The sequence below is a fragment of the Synechococcus sp. RS9907 genome (genome assembly GCF_014279615.1).
Classification (GTDB): Bacteria; Cyanobacteriota; Cyanobacteriia; order PCC-6307; family Cyanobiaceae; genus Parasynechococcus.
The window spans coordinates 1,731,839-1,745,987 of record NZ_CP047944.1 but is presented as its reverse complement, the minus strand read 5'-3'; the positions used below and the strand labels follow the sequence as shown (position 1 = coordinate 1,745,987).

General features: G+C 61.1%; 24 protein-coding genes and 1 pseudogene. 14 read left to right on the top strand and 11 right to left on the bottom strand.

All coding sequences use genetic code 11. The features are described 5' to 3' along the window. Positions 1–14: 14 nt before the first annotated feature. Positions 15–215 (top strand): hypothetical protein, encoded by a 201-nt coding sequence (locus SynRS9907_RS09745; RefSeq protein WP_188020858.1) that lies wholly within the window; start codon positions 15–17, stop codon positions 213–215. Here the strand turns inward: SynRS9907_RS09745 and SynRS9907_RS09740 are convergent. Continuing rightward, a complete protein-coding gene (locus tag SynRS9907_RS09740) occupies positions 206–457 on the bottom strand; it encodes a DUF6737 family protein (RefSeq protein WP_188020857.1) in 252 nt (83 codons plus the stop codon). The genes SynRS9907_RS09745 and SynRS9907_RS09740 overlap by 10 nt on opposite strands. Further along, positions 435–1,043 carry a PCC domain-containing protein gene (locus SynRS9907_RS09735; RefSeq protein WP_188020856.1) on the bottom strand — a complete coding sequence of 203 codons (609 nt, stop codon included), beginning with the start codon at positions 1,041–1,043 and terminating at the stop codon, positions 435–437. Before SynRS9907_RS09735 ends, SynRS9907_RS09740 begins: the two co-directional genes overlap by 23 nt. Before the next feature lie 85 nt (positions 1,044–1,128). Here SynRS9907_RS09735 and SynRS9907_RS09730 point away from each other — a divergent pair, with 85 nt between their 5' ends. Further along, positions 1,129–1,365 (top strand): CopG family transcriptional regulator, encoded by a 237-nt coding sequence (locus SynRS9907_RS09730; RefSeq protein WP_188020855.1) that lies wholly within the window; start codon positions 1,129–1,131, stop codon positions 1,363–1,365. Between the two features lie 19 nt (positions 1,366–1,384). Here the strand turns inward: SynRS9907_RS09730 and SynRS9907_RS09725 are convergent, their stop codons facing one another. After that, entirely contained in the window at positions 1,385–2,458 is a 1,074-nt protein-coding gene (locus SynRS9907_RS09725) for a transporter substrate-binding domain-containing protein (protein WP_188020854.1), read from the bottom strand. 87 nt (positions 2,459–2,545) lie between these two features. Then, positions 2,546–2,773, bottom strand: coding sequence for a hypothetical protein (locus SynRS9907_RS09720; RefSeq protein ID WP_188020853.1), 228 nt, complete (start codon positions 2,771–2,773; stop codon positions 2,546–2,548). Positions 2,774–2,814: 41 nt separating this feature from the next. Here SynRS9907_RS09720 and pdeM point away from each other — a divergent pair, with 41 nt between their 5' ends. From pdeM to SynRS9907_RS09695, 5 genes are all read left to right on the top strand, one after another. Then, positions 2,815–3,489, top strand: a complete 675-nt coding sequence (gene pdeM / locus SynRS9907_RS09715; RefSeq protein WP_188020852.1) for a ligase-associated DNA damage response endonuclease PdeM — start codon at positions 2,815–2,817, stop codon at positions 3,487–3,489. A 77-nt stretch (positions 3,490–3,566) separates the two neighbouring features. Next, positions 3,567–4,943 carry a hypothetical protein gene (locus tag SynRS9907_RS09710; protein WP_370586636.1) on the top strand — a complete coding sequence of 459 codons (1,377 nt, stop codon included), beginning with the start codon at positions 3,567–3,569 and terminating at the stop codon, positions 4,941–4,943. A 2-nt stretch (positions 4,944–4,945) separates the two neighbouring features. Next, positions 4,946–5,515, top strand: coding sequence for a 4'-phosphopantetheinyl transferase superfamily protein (locus SynRS9907_RS09705; RefSeq protein ID WP_188020850.1), 570 nt, complete (start codon positions 4,946–4,948; stop codon positions 5,513–5,515). A 28-nt stretch (positions 5,516–5,543) separates the two neighbouring features. Further along, complete coding sequence (locus SynRS9907_RS09700) at positions 5,544–5,741, top strand: hypothetical protein (protein ID WP_188020849.1); 198 nt, start codon at positions 5,544–5,546, stop codon at positions 5,739–5,741. 56 nt (positions 5,742–5,797) lie between these two features. Continuing rightward, a complete protein-coding gene (locus SynRS9907_RS09695; protein ID WP_186497990.1) occupies positions 5,798–6,040 on the top strand; it encodes a hypothetical protein in 243 nt (80 codons plus the stop codon). A gap of 274 nt (positions 6,041–6,314) precedes the next feature. Here SynRS9907_RS09695 and SynRS9907_RS09690 read toward each other — a convergent pair whose 3' ends face one another. Further along, positions 6,315–6,647: a hypothetical protein gene (locus tag SynRS9907_RS09690; protein ID WP_370586603.1), complete on the bottom strand. Its 333-nt coding sequence runs from the start codon at positions 6,645–6,647 to the stop codon at positions 6,315–6,317. 65 nt (positions 6,648–6,712) lie between these two features. Then, entirely contained in the window at positions 6,713–7,156 is a 444-nt protein-coding gene (locus tag SynRS9907_RS09685) for a hypothetical protein (RefSeq protein WP_188020847.1), read from the bottom strand. 470 nt (positions 7,157–7,626) lie between these two features. On the opposite strand from SynRS9907_RS09685, the gene SynRS9907_RS09680 reads away from it, so the two are divergent. The 4 genes and pseudogenes from SynRS9907_RS09680 (at position 7,627) to dcd (ending at position 9,485) form a co-directional block, all read left to right on the top strand. Then, positions 7,627–8,052, top strand: coding sequence for a cupin domain-containing protein (locus SynRS9907_RS09680; protein WP_188020846.1), 426 nt, complete (start codon positions 7,627–7,629; stop codon positions 8,050–8,052). A gap of 81 nt (positions 8,053–8,133) precedes the next feature. Then, positions 8,134–8,476 (top strand): annotated as a pseudogene (locus SynRS9907_RS09675) (hypothetical protein). Positions 8,477–8,771: 295 nt separating this feature from the next. Continuing rightward, positions 8,772–8,924: a hypothetical protein gene (locus SynRS9907_RS09670; protein ID WP_188020845.1), complete on the top strand. Its 153-nt coding sequence runs from the start codon at positions 8,772–8,774 to the stop codon at positions 8,922–8,924. 36 nt (positions 8,925–8,960) lie between these two features. Beyond that, positions 8,961–9,485 carry a dCTP deaminase gene (gene dcd, locus SynRS9907_RS09665; protein WP_188020844.1) on the top strand — a complete coding sequence of 175 codons (525 nt, stop codon included), beginning with the start codon at positions 8,961–8,963 and terminating at the stop codon, positions 9,483–9,485. Here the strand turns inward: dcd and SynRS9907_RS09660 are convergent. The 4 genes from SynRS9907_RS09660 to SynRS9907_RS09645 form a co-directional block, all read right to left on the bottom strand. Then, positions 9,482–9,772 carry a 2Fe-2S iron-sulfur cluster-binding protein gene (locus SynRS9907_RS09660; RefSeq protein WP_025362165.1) on the bottom strand — a complete coding sequence of 97 codons (291 nt, stop codon included), beginning with the start codon at positions 9,770–9,772 and terminating at the stop codon, positions 9,482–9,484. The two genes, dcd and SynRS9907_RS09660, sit on opposite strands and share 4 nt — an antisense overlap. Positions 9,773–10,049: 277 nt before the next feature. After that, positions 10,050–10,220 (bottom strand): hypothetical protein, encoded by a 171-nt coding sequence (locus SynRS9907_RS09655; RefSeq protein ID WP_188020843.1) that lies wholly within the window; start codon positions 10,218–10,220, stop codon positions 10,050–10,052. A 326-nt stretch (positions 10,221–10,546) separates the two neighbouring features. After that, the gene (locus SynRS9907_RS09650; protein WP_188020842.1) at positions 10,547–10,816 is read right to left on the bottom strand and encodes a hypothetical protein; all 270 of its coding nucleotides are present in this window, start codon (positions 10,814–10,816) and stop codon (positions 10,547–10,549) included. Positions 10,817–10,850: 34 nt separating this feature from the next. Continuing rightward, entirely contained in the window at positions 10,851–11,324 is a 474-nt protein-coding gene (locus SynRS9907_RS09645) for a CBS domain-containing protein (protein ID WP_188020841.1), read from the bottom strand. Positions 11,325–11,355: 31 nt separating this feature from the next. Between SynRS9907_RS09645 and SynRS9907_RS09640 the strand changes: the two genes are divergently transcribed. Further along, positions 11,356–11,892 carry a CDP-alcohol phosphatidyltransferase family protein gene (locus SynRS9907_RS09640; protein WP_188020840.1) on the top strand — a complete coding sequence of 179 codons (537 nt, stop codon included), beginning with the start codon at positions 11,356–11,358 and terminating at the stop codon, positions 11,890–11,892. Here the strand turns inward: SynRS9907_RS09640 and SynRS9907_RS09635 are convergent. Continuing rightward, positions 11,861–12,781: an NAD-dependent epimerase/dehydratase family protein gene (locus tag SynRS9907_RS09635; RefSeq protein ID WP_188022429.1), complete on the bottom strand. Its 921-nt coding sequence runs from the start codon at positions 12,779–12,781 to the stop codon at positions 11,861–11,863. The genes SynRS9907_RS09640 and SynRS9907_RS09635 overlap by 32 nt on opposite strands. A 71-nt stretch (positions 12,782–12,852) precedes the next feature. Between SynRS9907_RS09635 and hisA the strand changes: the two genes are divergently transcribed. Both hisA and SynRS9907_RS09625 read left to right on the top strand, forming a co-directional pair. Further along, positions 12,853–13,620, top strand: coding sequence for a 1-(5-phosphoribosyl)-5-[(5-phosphoribosylamino)methylideneamino]imidazole-4-carboxamide isomerase (gene hisA / locus SynRS9907_RS09630; protein ID WP_188020839.1), 768 nt, complete (start codon positions 12,853–12,855; stop codon positions 13,618–13,620). A 128-nt stretch (positions 13,621–13,748) separates the two neighbouring features. Further along, positions 13,749–14,117: a Fur family transcriptional regulator gene (locus tag SynRS9907_RS09625; protein ID WP_226424454.1), complete on the top strand. Its 369-nt coding sequence runs from the start codon at positions 13,749–13,751 to the stop codon at positions 14,115–14,117. Positions 14,118–14,149 lie beyond the last annotated feature (32 nt).

Below are 14,149 nucleotides of genomic sequence, written 5' to 3'. Positions count from 1 at the left end.
CGCCGACGCAGTCCATGTCTTCCAATGCCCGGATCGATGCGCTGCAGCTGATGCTCACGGATCTGCGCATGCGCAACGAGCCGATCCGTCACAAAGCGGCGTTTCGTGGCTGCCAGCCGGAATTTCAGGCGTTGGTGAGTCGTTTGATCGAGCAGCTGGAAGGGGAATTGCTGGACGAGAAGCAGCGCTCCCGTGAAGCCTCACGTCAGGCCTGATCTGAGGCCGACCGGTAGGCGGCGGGCACGAGCACCAGAAACAGAAGCCACCAGGCCAGCACGCCCAGGCTCAGGGGAAGGCTGATCCAGAGGCGGTGCAGTAGCGCCCAGGACCCGCCGACCATCAGCATTCCCGTGGAGATGATCGACCAGGGCTGGCACCACCAGGGTTTCAGCGACCAGAACGGTGGCTGTTTCTGAGGTGGCTGCTCCGGCTGATCAGCGGAGGGCGTTGAGTTCACCGGCGGCTTGCATGGCGGCGAGATCGTCGTAGCCACCAATCACCGATCCGTCGATGAACACCTGGGGGAAGGTGGTCATCCCACTGCGCTTCTGCACGGCCTCGAAGGCTGCGTCGTCGTTGACGGTGGTGACGGTGTGGGGCAGATCCAGGGTTCTCAGGATGCGCAGGGCGCGGCTGCACCAGGGGCATCCCGGCAGCACGGCGATCTCAATCCGGGGTGCTGCTGCTGCGGTCTGACGGGCGGGGCGGCTTTCGCGTTGCTCCAGCACGCCAATCAGCAGATCAACGCCCTTCTGCACGATCGTGCCGGGCTCCAGGTGGCCTCCCCACACCTGACAGGCCCCATCCGAGAGGCTCAGGTGCAGGTGCACGCCCTCGGGTGAAAAGGTTCCATTGAGGGTGATCACCTCGAGATCGCCCTCCAGCACGGTGGGCTCTGCTTGGCCGGGGCACTGGAACGAAGCCTTGGTCAGATTGCCGACCACGCCGAGAACAAATCCGCTGATGCCCTCCCGCTGGGCCAGTTCTTCGAGGCTGAGGCGCAGATCACTGCCGGGAGCAAGCTTCAGCGGCAGGGGTTGCATGGCGCCTCAAAAAGTGTGTCCAAGATTACGCAATCTTGTCCAGCACGATATCGTTTATTTAATGTGAGCAGATTGTCACGAAATCGTGTCTCTCATTCAGGATCTGGTTCAGGAGTTGCAGCAGCGGATTGAAGGCCAGGCCGCGGCTCCCAGCACGGCTGCGGTGGCGGATGCGGCTGGTTCCGAGCGCATCAACGTCACCCTGCCCCGCGGGGTGATGGATGACCTCAAGCGTCATGCCCTCGCTGAAGGTCGCAGTTGCGGCAATCTGGCCGCCTATCTGTTGGAAGAGGCCCTGCGTCGTCATCGCCCGCTGGGCTGAGTGGGCTGAGGTTTCCGTTTCAATCCAGCAGCCGGTTGGCAATGGCTGCAACCTTCCCCTGCCGTTGCAATTTGAGGATGGAGACGTCCATGGGCGTGCGCAGGGGGCTGCCTGGTTTGATCACGAAGCCGTAGGTCTCTTCCGAGATGGTGAAGGGGGCGAGGCGCAGGGCGAGATCGGGATTGTTTTTGAGGTGGTAGCGAATGGCCGGTCGATCAAAGATCAAGGCATCAGCCTTCTGATCCACCAAGAGTTGAACGGCGCTGCTGAGGTTGGCCGCGCTAACGATCCGCATGTCGCCGCGTTGGGCCAGCTCCATGCCACTGGTGCCTTCCACCACAGCAACCCGACGCCCGTTCAGTTGTGCAGGTGCGCTGATGCCTGATTCGGTGGCACCGGAGAGGAACAGGGTGAACGCCGAAGCAAGGCTGGCGGTGAGGGACGATACCGCGATCAGGGAGGTCACCATCCAGGCACCGGTGATGCCCCGGCCCGTCCGTGTGATCGGTGCCTTGTCGCCATAGCCCACCGTGGTCAAGGTCACCAGGGCGAACCACATGCCGCTGCTGATGCCCGGTAGCCAGTCCCGCGGAAACTGCTCACTGTTGCGGTTGCGTTCCGCCAGCCAGATCAGGCTTCCCACCACCAGCAGAACGCTGATCAGCACCAGCACCGAGGAGATCACCGCCCAGCCGAAGAACACCTGCACGCGGCTCAGGATCGAGGGCGGGCGCATCGGCAGCAATACACCGGATTTGCCCAGGTAGTAGGGCTGGGTGAAGTCAATGCCAGGCATGGCCAGGCGGCGTGAGGTGATGCTGATCGGACCCACCAGCACGTCGATCTCACCGTCATCCACCGCCTGAATCCCGGCTTTGGGGGATGGCTGCTCCACCAGCTCGTAGCTGAGGTTGTTGTCTTCGGCGACGCGGCGCCAGATGTTGAGGCTGATGCCGCTGAGCTGATCGCCGTTCCTGATCACGAAGGGGGCCGATCCACTGATCCCCACTTTCAGTTGATTGGCCTGCAGGGGCAGTGCGTTGCCAAAGCAGGCCAGCGCGAGGAGGACGGACCAGCGCCGGACCCTTCGCATCAGCGCTGTTCCAGACGACGCACGATCACAGCCATTGCCGCCAGGGAACCCGCCAGCGCGATCAGCAGGGCAACGGTCATGGAAGAGTCAAGAAAATGATGGTGCGCTCAGGTTGGCATCCCTGGCCCCAAGCAGCCAGTCGGCAACTTCCATCCTCAGGGCGTAGGCACATTCGAAACGGCCTTCCTCTTCCAGCAGGCTCAAGCGTTTTTCGAGCGTGCGCAGGGTTGAACTCGCGACCTGGTAGAGGCCATTGCTCCGCGCCAAAATGAGTCTTCTGGAGGCCCCCGAAGCTTGCGGCACGACGTCAGCCATCCAATGCAGCCAGCGCTACAGATCTGCGATCTGCATCGTTCATGACCGCATTGGAGTGGTCCTGGGGCGACAGCCCACTCACGTTCCTGCCCCAGCGGGCCCTGTGGCGGGCTGAGGGGCGGGAGCTGTTTGTTGCCGACCTGCATCTCGGCAAGGCCGAGGTGTTCCAGGCCCACGGCATCCCCATGCCCAGCGATGGGGATCAAGGCACCCTTAATCCGCTGCTGGAGCTCTGCCATGCCTGGTCACCGCAGCGCCTGTTCGTGCTGGGTGATCTCGTGCATGCCCGGATCGGTATCACCGCTCCCCTGCGCGAAACCCTGCTGGCGCTGCCCGATCTCTGCGGTTGTCCGGTGGTGCTGATCGGTGGCAACCACGACCAGGACAGCTGGATTGAAGGCTTGCCCCAGCAGCCTTCTCAGCGTCTGGGCCATCTTTGGTTGAGCCACATGCCCGAACGGGTGCCGGAGCCGGGGTTGTTGAACGTGTGCGGTCACTTGCACCCCACCACCCGGATTCGCAGCCGTTCCGATCAGTTGCGTTTGCCCTGCTTCGCCTTTGATCCGGATGGGCCGCGTCTGGTGATTCCTTCGTTCGGGCAGTTGACGGGAGGCCATGACTGCGGCGAGCGTTACCAGCAATGGCTGGTGGCCGAAGGCTCCATCGTTCCTTGGTTCGACCCAACCCCCAACAACCGAGAGCGAAGGGTCGCGTGACTCAGCCTGCTGCGCCGCGACCCAAGCCCCGGCCAAAGCGCAGGATCCGTCTGCGCAAGCGCTGGCTGTTGCTGGCCATGCCGTTTGTGGTGTTCGGCGGCCTGATCGCCTTGGCGCCTGTGGCTCCCGAGCGCTCCGAGCTGCAGGAGCAAGCTGGCCGTTCGGCCCAGCAGCGCGGCCGGGATGCCAAGCCGTTCCGCTACATCCCCGACGATGAGGTCTACGCGTTGGATCTCGATCCACGGCGGGTGCGCTTCGGGCTGCTGGAGGGTTGGGATCGCGAGCAGGACGCCTACCAGGACAGCGCTGCCCTGGCCTACGTGTCCGGCCCGATGTACGAGCGCCATGTGGACGACGATGGCCGCGAGATCACGGTTCCACTGGGGGATCTGAAATTCGGCAAGCAGGTTTGGCGCGGACGGAACCGCTCGGCTTCACGCCAACGGGCCTTCGTCGGCATCCGTCACGACGGCAGCATTGATTTCGGCTACGGGGAGCTCACCGATGAGCGCAGCCGCACCTACGACACCTTCATCGGCGGCCTGCACAGCCTTTACAACGACATCGAGGCTCCGCCGGAGAGCTACAAGGGGGCCTACAGCATCAGCATGGGCCAGCGCATCCGCTACTACCTGCCGCGGATCCGCATGGTGATGGGCCTGCGTCAGGACGGCCACATGGAGGTGCTGATGAGCCGTGATGGCCTCACCCTCGAGCAAACCAAAGACCTTGCCCGTCGCCGGGGCTATCTGGCGGCCTACATGCCCGACCATGCCTCGAAGAGTCGTTTGATCATCCCTGGGGTGAAGGGCTTCACCGAAGAAGACGCCAACTGGATCAGCGGCGGTGCCACCAGCTTTGTGCATGTGCCCTACCTGCTGCGGTTGAGCCCCCGCCAGATCCCTCTGCAGGGCAATCTGATCGCGGCGCTGACGCCCAAGCTTGCGCTGGATGAGGGTTGCGATGGCCCGCTCGACTGTGTGTCGTCCTTCGGCAATCACCTCGCCGATCGCGCTCTGGCGGGCCTGAACCGGGTGATGGAACAGGGCGTGGAACCCCTGGCCCGGATGATCTGGGGGCCCTCCAACACCCTCACCAAGCCGGGTGTGCCCGCGGATGCCAACGACCGCAGCGTCGATCTGGACCGTGCACCCCTGAGGGAACCCCCGATCACGGCGGATCCTTTGGTGTTGCGCGAGCCAAAGGCTGTGATCCGGGAGCCGGAGCCGGCTGAACCCGGTTTCGATGACAGCTCAGATGCCAGCTCCGATGACAACTGGACAGAGCCGCAGCTGTTTGTGCCGTTGCCCCCCGATCTGCCGCCGCCGATTGTGCTCGATGAGCCGATGCTCAACCCCGCCGAGGTCCTGCTGGATGAGCCAGCCCCATCGGTGATGCCGCCGCCAGCTTTGCCGCCCCTGCCGCCGGTGCCAGTGCCGCCTGTTCAGGATTGAGCTTGGACGCCGTTTGGTCCTGGTGGTCGATCCCCAGCACGCAACGTCGGGTGTTGGTGGCCCATCTCGCTCAGCCGCCGACGCGCGCTGAGCAGCGCACCTTGAGCGACAGCCTCACCTGCCGGTTGTTCGCCGATGCAGGCCAGATGGTTGCTGCGGACGACATCGGCCGCACGATCTACGGCAAGCCGCAGCTGCGCAATTCCCCGCTGCACCACAGCATTTCCAACACCGGATCCCTCAGCATCGGCGTGGTGGGGCCAGATCCGATTGGCATTGATGTGGAAGCGCTGGACCGGCCGTTGCGTGTGGCATCTGACCTGCTGACGCGGCGCATGTTTGCCTCGGCCGCTGAAGCGACGGACTGCCTGGAGCATTGGACGCTGATTCAGGCCTGGACGGCGAAGGAGGCTGTGTTGAAGGCAGCGGGTTTAGGGCTTGGCGGCGGACTGGCGAACGTGACCATCGCTTCGGACGGGGCCGCGGCATGGCTGCATGGTTCGCCTTATTCGCTCCGCCTCTGGACCCAGGAGGGCTTCAGCGTTGCGGTCGCTGAGGGCATCCGTGGCTAGAGGAAGGGATGGAGCATCGAGCAACAGCGTGAGATCTCTTTTGCAGCGGCGTCTCGCCGAGGCCAACAACTTCCAGAAGGCGTTGATCACTTCTCTGCTCGCCTGGGTGGCCCTGGGGGTGTGGAGCTATCTGATCGTCGTGCCGATCCTTTCGGCTGTGGCGTTCCTCTGGCTCGGGGTGACGGGCTGGCTGGTGTGGCGGATCTGGCGTAAACCCGTCGGCTGAACCAGGGAATTGCGGTTCAGCAACTTAGAGTTCCGGCCGGTTTTGGTTCGCGTTCGGTGGAATTCACGGTGGTGATTCTGAGTGAGCAGGTTGGCTCCTACCCAAAAATCAACTGGACGGAATGGAAAGATCGCAACCGCAAGCAGATGAAGAGTCAGGGCGATGTGTGGTCGATGGCAACACTCTCTGGAGCCACGATCTGGGATTGTTTGGACAACAACAAGATCGACCGACTCCATCTTGTGCAGTGGAAACCCGCTGACGACACGATGTATCAAGTGAGCCTGCCGCGCCGCTGAGATTGAACTGGCAACCAACGGTTCTTGATATTTCATTATTCACAAAAAAGCACCTGTTCGATTCGAGCAGGTGCTTTTTGATTGATGCTGAGGATCAGTCTTTTCTCTTTAGAGCAGGAAGAGGAAAATCACCATAAACATGGAACCCAGCAGGAAGATCGAGTCCTCCTTGCGGTTGATGTCAAAGGGCTCGTGGGGCTCTGGAATCATTGGACGGTCTGTTGAAGCCGGCAAGCTAAAGGACTCGGCTGTCCCTTTGCGGTTTGATCCTGTTTCAATCGCGCCAATCCCTGTGCTGAGCTCCATTCCATCGCTCACTCGATAACACCACTTGGAGTTGATCCACTGCAGACTGTTTCGCCGCATTCCAGTCTTGGTCTGTGAGTCTGATCAGATATTCGTGCTGAATGCCTGAGCCTCTTTGCCTTGATGTGATGATTGAAACGTCGTCGTAGGTGATGGGAAAGGGGTTGCCAGCTGGTGCTCCAAGGGCAGCTTCTGAGGCAAACAACAGGAAATCAAAAATCACTGGATTGAAATATTCTTCGCTTTCATCCAGATCCCCACAAGCCAGCATTTGTTCCCTGGTTTGTGGGGTGTAGGTCACAAAAGAAAAGCAGCAGGGATCACCGGTGGCTTGCAGGTAGAGCCCTTTGAACCGACGCGTGCTCATCAATCAGCCTGCCGCCAGATGGGAGAGTTGGGATCCCAGACGGGTTTGGCGTAGGTGCCCTTTAATTGTCGTTGAGGCTGGTCAATGCCCAGCTGGGTATGGCATTGGCTTGCAAATTCAATCGAGTTTTTGTGGTAGTCCTTCCAGGCAACCAAGGTTTTGCCATTCCAGATCGGCGGTAACCCTGTTTCTTTGAGCAGCTGATCAAAGGCATCAAAGTGGTTCTGCAGTTGGTCGTCTGTGATCACAGCCTCTGGCCTCGGCACCCTCAGAGACTGTTTGAAGGGAGCGCTCTCCATGCATGCTTCAAAGCGCTTTGTGAGTTCCGCTTGATGGCTCCAGGCTTTCTGTTGGTCCACTCCAAAGACAACGAGGCCAATCAGCAAGAGCCCGATTCCGATGATCGCGCTGAGATGACCAGCCGGCTCTCTGGTGTTGTCCATTGGCTCGCTCCCCCCAGCCAAGCCTAAGAAGGCATTTCTTCTCCGCGGCCCACCACTGACTGGCTCGCCCGAGCAGACTGGAACTCCTTGTCCTGCCTGCGGATGCGAGTGCTGCTCGCGGCTCTCTTCTCACTCGCTGCTTGTGCGCTGGTGTTGGCGACTGGGGCGAAGAGCACCGAGCGTTTCACGATCCACATCGGTTCGCGGCTGCCGCCAGCACAGTTGGGTTGCGTCCAGTCAGGAGACGTTCAAACCGATGAGGGGCGCCGGCTCAAGGTTTTCAAATGTCCGGTTTGAGGGTGGTCAGACAAGGGTGATTGAACCCGCTGCACCTCCATAACCAAAGGATTGAACGTTGATGCCGCACGGGTGGTCGGTACCGCAGCACAAAAAAATCAGTCAGCAGTCGCCAGCAAGACGTTCTTCCCAGAAAAAAGCTGAGAAACTTGCTGGGAATTTGTGCTGCTGCCATGTTTGGTCTGTTTCAGAAGAAGCCTGAGGTCTGCAACGTTCTTGGTGACGCGATCACCTTGCGCCTCACTGCTGAGCAAACCAATGGAAAGTACAGCGTTGCTGAGTTTGCGACCCCTGGTGGAGTCGGTCAGCCTCCCCACACCCATGCCTGGGACGAAACCTATCTGGTGCTGGAAGGAGAGTTGAACCTCAACATCAATGGCCAGCCAACCGTTGTGGGAACAGGCGGTTGCTATCAGGTCAAAGCCGGTGTGGTCCATGCCCCCACCCCCAACGGTGACTTCTGCCGTTATGTCATGGTCGGCCAGCCTGGCGGCGTTGAGTCTGTCTTCAAGAGCCTTAAGGCGAACGAGAAGGACCTCAACGACATGGGCAAGGTTGTCGAGATCGTGACCAAGGAAGGGGTCAACATCGCTGGTTGATTCACGAGCGGTGCTCGCATTCAGAAATGCGGCGCGTCTTTTGATCGCCGCTCTTCCATTCACTCCCACGCCTTATCAGCAATGGCATCAAAATTTTTCCACGTCCATCATGAGTTCCGCGCTGGCAAAGCCCAGCAGTGGTGGGAGACAGCACAAGCAGCGATGGCGCCCGGTGGTGGCTGGGATGAGGCTGTAGCCAAAAACCTAGAAGCGGGCTTCTACAACCATGCGTTCTGTCCCATTGGCCCTGAGGGCCCTGCCTTTTGCATCTGGGAAGTCCGCGAGGGAATCAGTGCAGAGGAATTCCAGGAATTCATCGACGGCCCCAATGGCGTGAACTTCGGCTTGGGGGGCATGGATGAACATCTGCCGGGAGATCAACGTTGAGATGGCAGGAAATCCCCCTTACCCAAGGAAGTTCTGATATCGAATTGTCGACAACCTCGGGGTGCTGATGTTGTCGCTATCCATCTCCCGACAAAAAATCACCCCGTCGTAAGACGGGGTTTTTCACTGCCTGATCAACCGTTGGCCGCCTTGGTCAGCTTGTAGAGGTTCAAGGCGAAGAGGGCCATGCCGAAGCTGCCGAACGCGATGAGCAGGTCTTGGGTGGTGAAGGCCACGGCTCTCGTTACAAAACTTTGTTGACTAATGTAACGGAGGCGCAGGGATGCGTCGTCGAGTCGTTCCGAGGGGACTCTGGGCGGTCCTCTTTTTTTATGACCTACCCCTTTGGTGCCATCAAGACAGACCTCGAAAAAGCCTTCCGGCTTCCCGGCGCTCCACCGCTTGAGCAGCCTCAGAAGCAAGACGCTGCCGAGCTGAGCGAGTCAGAACGGTCGACGGTTCTGTTTGAGCACCCCGGCGTCTGAGGCGTCCATACTCATGGTCCAGCAAGGGATTGACCCATGGCGGTGCTTGGACGTCAGGCCATTCTTCAAGCGATTCACGACGGCCTGATCGCGATCAGGCCCTTTAATGCCGACCATGTTGGGCCGGCATCGGTGGACCTCACCCTTGGCTCCACGTTTCGGGTGTTCCGCAAGGTGCATGAAGTGATCGAGGTTCGCGATCACACCGACTACCGCGAATGCACCGACAAGCTGGAGATCCCTGAGGGCGGGCACATCCTGATCATGCCGGGGGAGACCGTGCTGGGGATCACCCGCGAACGGGTCAGGCTCGGCCCAGGCCTTTGCGGTTGGCTTGAGGGCCGCAGCCGCTTTGCGCGCCTGGGGCTGATGGTGCACATCAGTGCACCGTTCATGGGGCCGGGGATCGACAGTCAGCAGGTGCTGGAAATGAGCAACTTCGGTCCGGCTCCGCTGGCGGTGGTGCCGGGCACGCTGATCTGTCAGTTCATCTTCCAGCGCATGGATGGCGAAGAGCACTACGCCGGCCGCTTCGCTGGGCAGAGCCAGAGCAGTTTTTAGAGGTCTTCTTCGGCTTCTCCTTTGATCTGGCAATCACTCGTTGGGTAAGCCACGCAAAGCAGGGCAAATCCTTTGGCGATTTGTTCATCGTCCAAAAAGCTCTGATCCGACTGATCCAGAGAGCCACTCGAGAGCTTGCCTGCGCAGGTGGAGCAGGCACCAGCTCGGCATGAATAGGGCAGATCAGCACCAGCTTCCTCTGCAGCATCAAGGATGTACTGATCGTCGGCACAGGCAAAGCTGGAAGAGCCTTCCGATGTGGTGATCGTGATTTGATACGAAGCCATTGGTTCAATCAATGCATGCATCAATCAAAAATCCAATTGGATACCTTCGCTGATGCATTCAAGGAAGACTTCGGGATCGGTGTAGCAAGTCATACCGGATTGATTTTGATGTTCTTGATCACTGATTTTGCAGGTCAGATTGATTGCTGTTGAGGGTGTTTTGAGTCAACCGCTCAACTCAGAAAACCCCGGTTGCACTCAGGCAAATCAGGGTTGTGGCGAGCAGCACCCAGCCCACCAGCTGAAGCCATTGCGTGAGTGGCGTTCCCATGGCTTGTCAGTCGAGTGGGTCGTCCCAAAGGGGTGGTTCATCAAATTCTTCCAACAGCGAGTTGGCTTCTAATTCCTTGCCAGCCAGCAGCAGTTGAATCACTTGATTCCAGATGAATCGAGTCAGCCGTTCTGCTTCCTTTCCCTGATGCCCGGTCTCGAACTTGATCGGAGGCACATCACCTGTGCCGTCGTGAAATCGTGAGATGAGCGACACAGGGCTGGGCGCATCAACTTCTCCGTCGTAACTCTCCTGGTTCGACGGTTGACGTATCAACTGACTCCGTTTGTTCGCACACGTTGAAAGCCAAACAAGGCCTCGCCATGGGCAAGCCAACGGCGCATGCTCGAGCCATGCAAGCCAAAACATCGGAAGGCTTAGAGGTTCTCGCGGCTGTTGTTGTCACCGCTGGCCTGGTGGCAGGAAACCTCGTGCTGTTTTCGCCGTTGCGCGTGGACAACCGCGTGCTGCCTGCTCCGGCATCGCAAACCGCGGAACGCCCTTCAACGCTTGAACACGCCGTTGCAGTCGCCTGGAGCAGGTTTCACAAAGCAGTGCCCCTCAACAGACCAGTACCCCAGGGCAGGAAATGCCAGACCTTGGGCCCGGGCTTCGGCGTTAACGGCATCAACGCCTCGGGCCTGGATCAGCACGTTTCCCTCGCCATCCACCAGGTCCAGGAAATCCATTTCCTCGGTCTCAGCCGTGGGGTTGGCGTGGCCCTGCAGGGGAACAACCACCAGCACACAGGCCATGAGGAAGGAGCGCAGCATCGGCCTGGAAAGGGGGAACGAAGGATGAGTTGAATCAGCCGTCTTGATGGGAGGCGAGGGCACGCACCACGTCGCCCCGGGTGATCACGCCGACAGGGCATTGGTTCCCGTCCAGCACGAACAGGCGTTGCGTGCCCCGTTCATGCAGCTGGGATGCCGCCTTGGGCAGCGCTAACGACGTGTCGCAACTGTGGGAGTCCTTGCGCATCAGATCGCTCACCTCGGTGCCGAGCACCTGGTGCACCTGCTTGTCCCAGTTCAAGGGATTGCGCAGGTAGATCACGCTGTCCAGCAGCATCACGTAGGGGCCGGCATCAACACCGCTCTCCCGCACCATCAGGTCCTGCTCCGTCAGCTCGCCGATCAGACGCCCCTCTGCATTCACCACCGGCAAACCACTCACGTGGTGGTCGCTGATCATCTGCACGGCCTGCTGCAACGGGGTGTCGGGCGTGACCGTCAGCACCGGCTGGGTCATCACATCAGCCACCGTCAGCTGCAGGACCATGATCAAGGTTCAGCTCCTCACATTCTGAGCGTTGTTTCTGTCTTTGCGTTCGATTGCCAACGGGCTCACCGTGGCGCGAGCCGTTGCCGGTTTCCCGCTGATCCTTGCCCTGCAGTTCGGCTGGCAGGGCTGGGCCTGGTGGTTGCTGCTGCTGGCCGGGCTCAGTGATGCGGCCGATGGCTGGCTGGCCCGGCGCGCCGGGGGAGGCAGCAGCTGGGGCGCCCGCCTCGACCCCCTCACCGACAAGGTGCTGATCGCGGCACCGTTGCTCTGGCTGGCGTCGGCCGCTGTGCTGCCGCTTTGGGCGGTTTGGTTGTTGCTGGCCCGTGAATTGCTGATCTCGGGCTGGCGCTCCCAGACTAGTGATGGCGGGCCGGCTTCGCTGTCGGGCAAAGCCAAGACAATCCTTCAGTTCCTCAGCCTGCTGCTGATGCTCTGGCCCTCCGGCTGGATTGCTGCTGCCGGGCTTCAGAGCCTGGGCTGGTGGCTGTTCTGGCCCTCCCTCGCCCTGGCTCTGAGCTCAGCTCTGGGCTACATCACGCCCCGATCAGCGCCTCGTCAGAACTGAAGTCTGGCGCTGCGGTTGGGTTCAGGGAGTAGTCGTTGGCGTAGCTGTCGGCCAGGCCCTTGGCCAGGTCGAAGCTGGGTTGCCAGGCCAGTTCGCGTTCCACCCGGGTGATGTCGGTGAGGAAGTGATTGAGCCGCAGCGGGAAGGCCTTGCGGGCCTTGGGGTCCAGATCGCTGGGGTTGAAGCTGCGCAGCTCGAGGCCGTCGGGATCGCGGCCGCAGGCCACGGCGGCGGCGCGGATCAGGCCCCGGAAGCTGATGCCCTGCTTGCCGGAGCAGTTGTAGATGCGATTGGCGGCAGCATCCACCTCGATGCAACGGGCCATTGCTTCCGCCAGATCCTCCACATGGCCCAGTTGGGTGATCGTGCTGCCGTCACCGGGAAGCGGAATCGGGCGGTTGTGAACGATGCGATCGAAGAACCAGCGTTCCACCGGGTTGTAGTTGCCCGGGCCGTAGATGTAGGTCGGCCGGAAGCTGGTGAAGGGGATGCCCTCCTTGCGCAGCCAGGCCTCGGTGTCGGCCTTGCCGGCATGACGGCTCTGGGGATCGGTGGGGCTGGATTCATCCAGGGGCCACTGTTCCGAATCGGCGTACACCCCGGCTGAACTCACATACACAAAGCGATGGCTGGGGGCCCCGGTGATGGCCACCACGCGGCTGCTGTCCTCCTGCTTGCGTCCGGAGCTGTCGACGATCACATCGAAGCTGCGGCCCTGCAGCGCGCTGAGACCTTCATCGCTGCTGCGATCGCCACACAGGTGTTCCACGCCGGCGGGGACGGGGTTCTTGCCGCGGGTGAACAAGGTGAGTGCATGGCCCTGGGCCTGCAGGCGGGCCACCAGGGGCCGGCCCACGAAGCGGGTTCCCCCCATCACCAGGATCTTCATGCAGTTGGGCCCGAAAAGCGCAGCCATTGAAGCGTGGCGCTGCAGGATGGAGGGTCTCTGGTCCGACCCCGATGGAGATCATTCCCGCCATTGATTTGCTCGATGGAGCCTGTGTTCGGCTTCACCAGGGGGATTACGACCAGGTGACTCGATTCAGTGAGGATCCTGTGGCGCAGGCCCTCAGCTGGCAGAGCCAGGGGGCAACCCGTTTGCACCTGGTGGATCTCGATGGCGCCAAACGGGGTGAGCCGATCAATGACGCAGCGGTGCGGGCCATCACCGCCGCCCTCGACATCCCTGTTCAGCTCGGTGGTGGTGTGCGCTCGCTCGAGCGCGCCGAAGAGTTGATCGCCTGTGGCCTGGATCGGGTCATCCTCGGCACGGTGGCGATTGAACAGCCGGAGTTGGTTCAGGAGTTGGCCCAACGCCATCCCGGCCGCATCGTGGTCGGCATTGATGCCAACGATGGCCGGGTGGCCACCCGGGGCTGGATCGAGCAGAGCGATGTTCTGGCCACCGATCTGGCCAAGCGGTTCAGTGCCGCCGGCATCGCGGCGATCATCACCACCGACATCGCCACCGATGGCACCCTCGCCGGCCCCAACCTGGAGGCCCTGCGAACCATGGCGCAGTGCAGCGCCGTTCCGGTGATCGCCTCCGGTGGCATCGGCTGCATGGCCGACCTCCTCTCGCTCCTGCCCCTGGAGCCCCTTGGTGTGACGGGGGTGATCGTTGGCCGAGCCCTCTACGACGGCCGTGTCGACCTGGCGGAGGCCATCGCCGCGTTGGGCGAGGCAAGGCTTCAAGACGTCACCGCCGTGGCGGCAGACATCGCCTGAGCTGGCCTAGGGCCTTATGGTTGAAGCAGCAGGCACCTTCTGTGGTAAGTGCAGCCGCTGGCAAGAACAGCACGCCGTCCCCCGCGGGCAGCTTGCAGGAGGTGTTTGAGCAGTGCAGGCGGCTGGGCATGCGTCTCAGCCGTCAGCGGCGCATGGTGCTCGATCTGCTCTGGAGCGAGAAGAGCCACCTCAGCGCCCGCGACATCTTTGAACAGCTGAATCTGAGGGGCCGCAGCATCGGCCACACCTCGGTGTATCAGAACCTCGAAGCCCTGCAGTCGGCTGGGGTGATCGAGTGTCTCGACCGCGCCAGTGGTCGCCTCTACGGCTACCGCAGTGATCCCCACAGCCATCTCACCTGTCTGGACAGCGGTTCGATCGAAGACATCGATGTTGTTCTTCCCGACGATCTGTTGCGTCAGATCGAACAGCGCACCGGCTTTCGCATCGAGTCGTACACCCTGCAATTGAACGGCCGGCGCACCCTGGAGAACTGAGCAGAAGCTCGTTACCTTGAGCCCAACTGTTT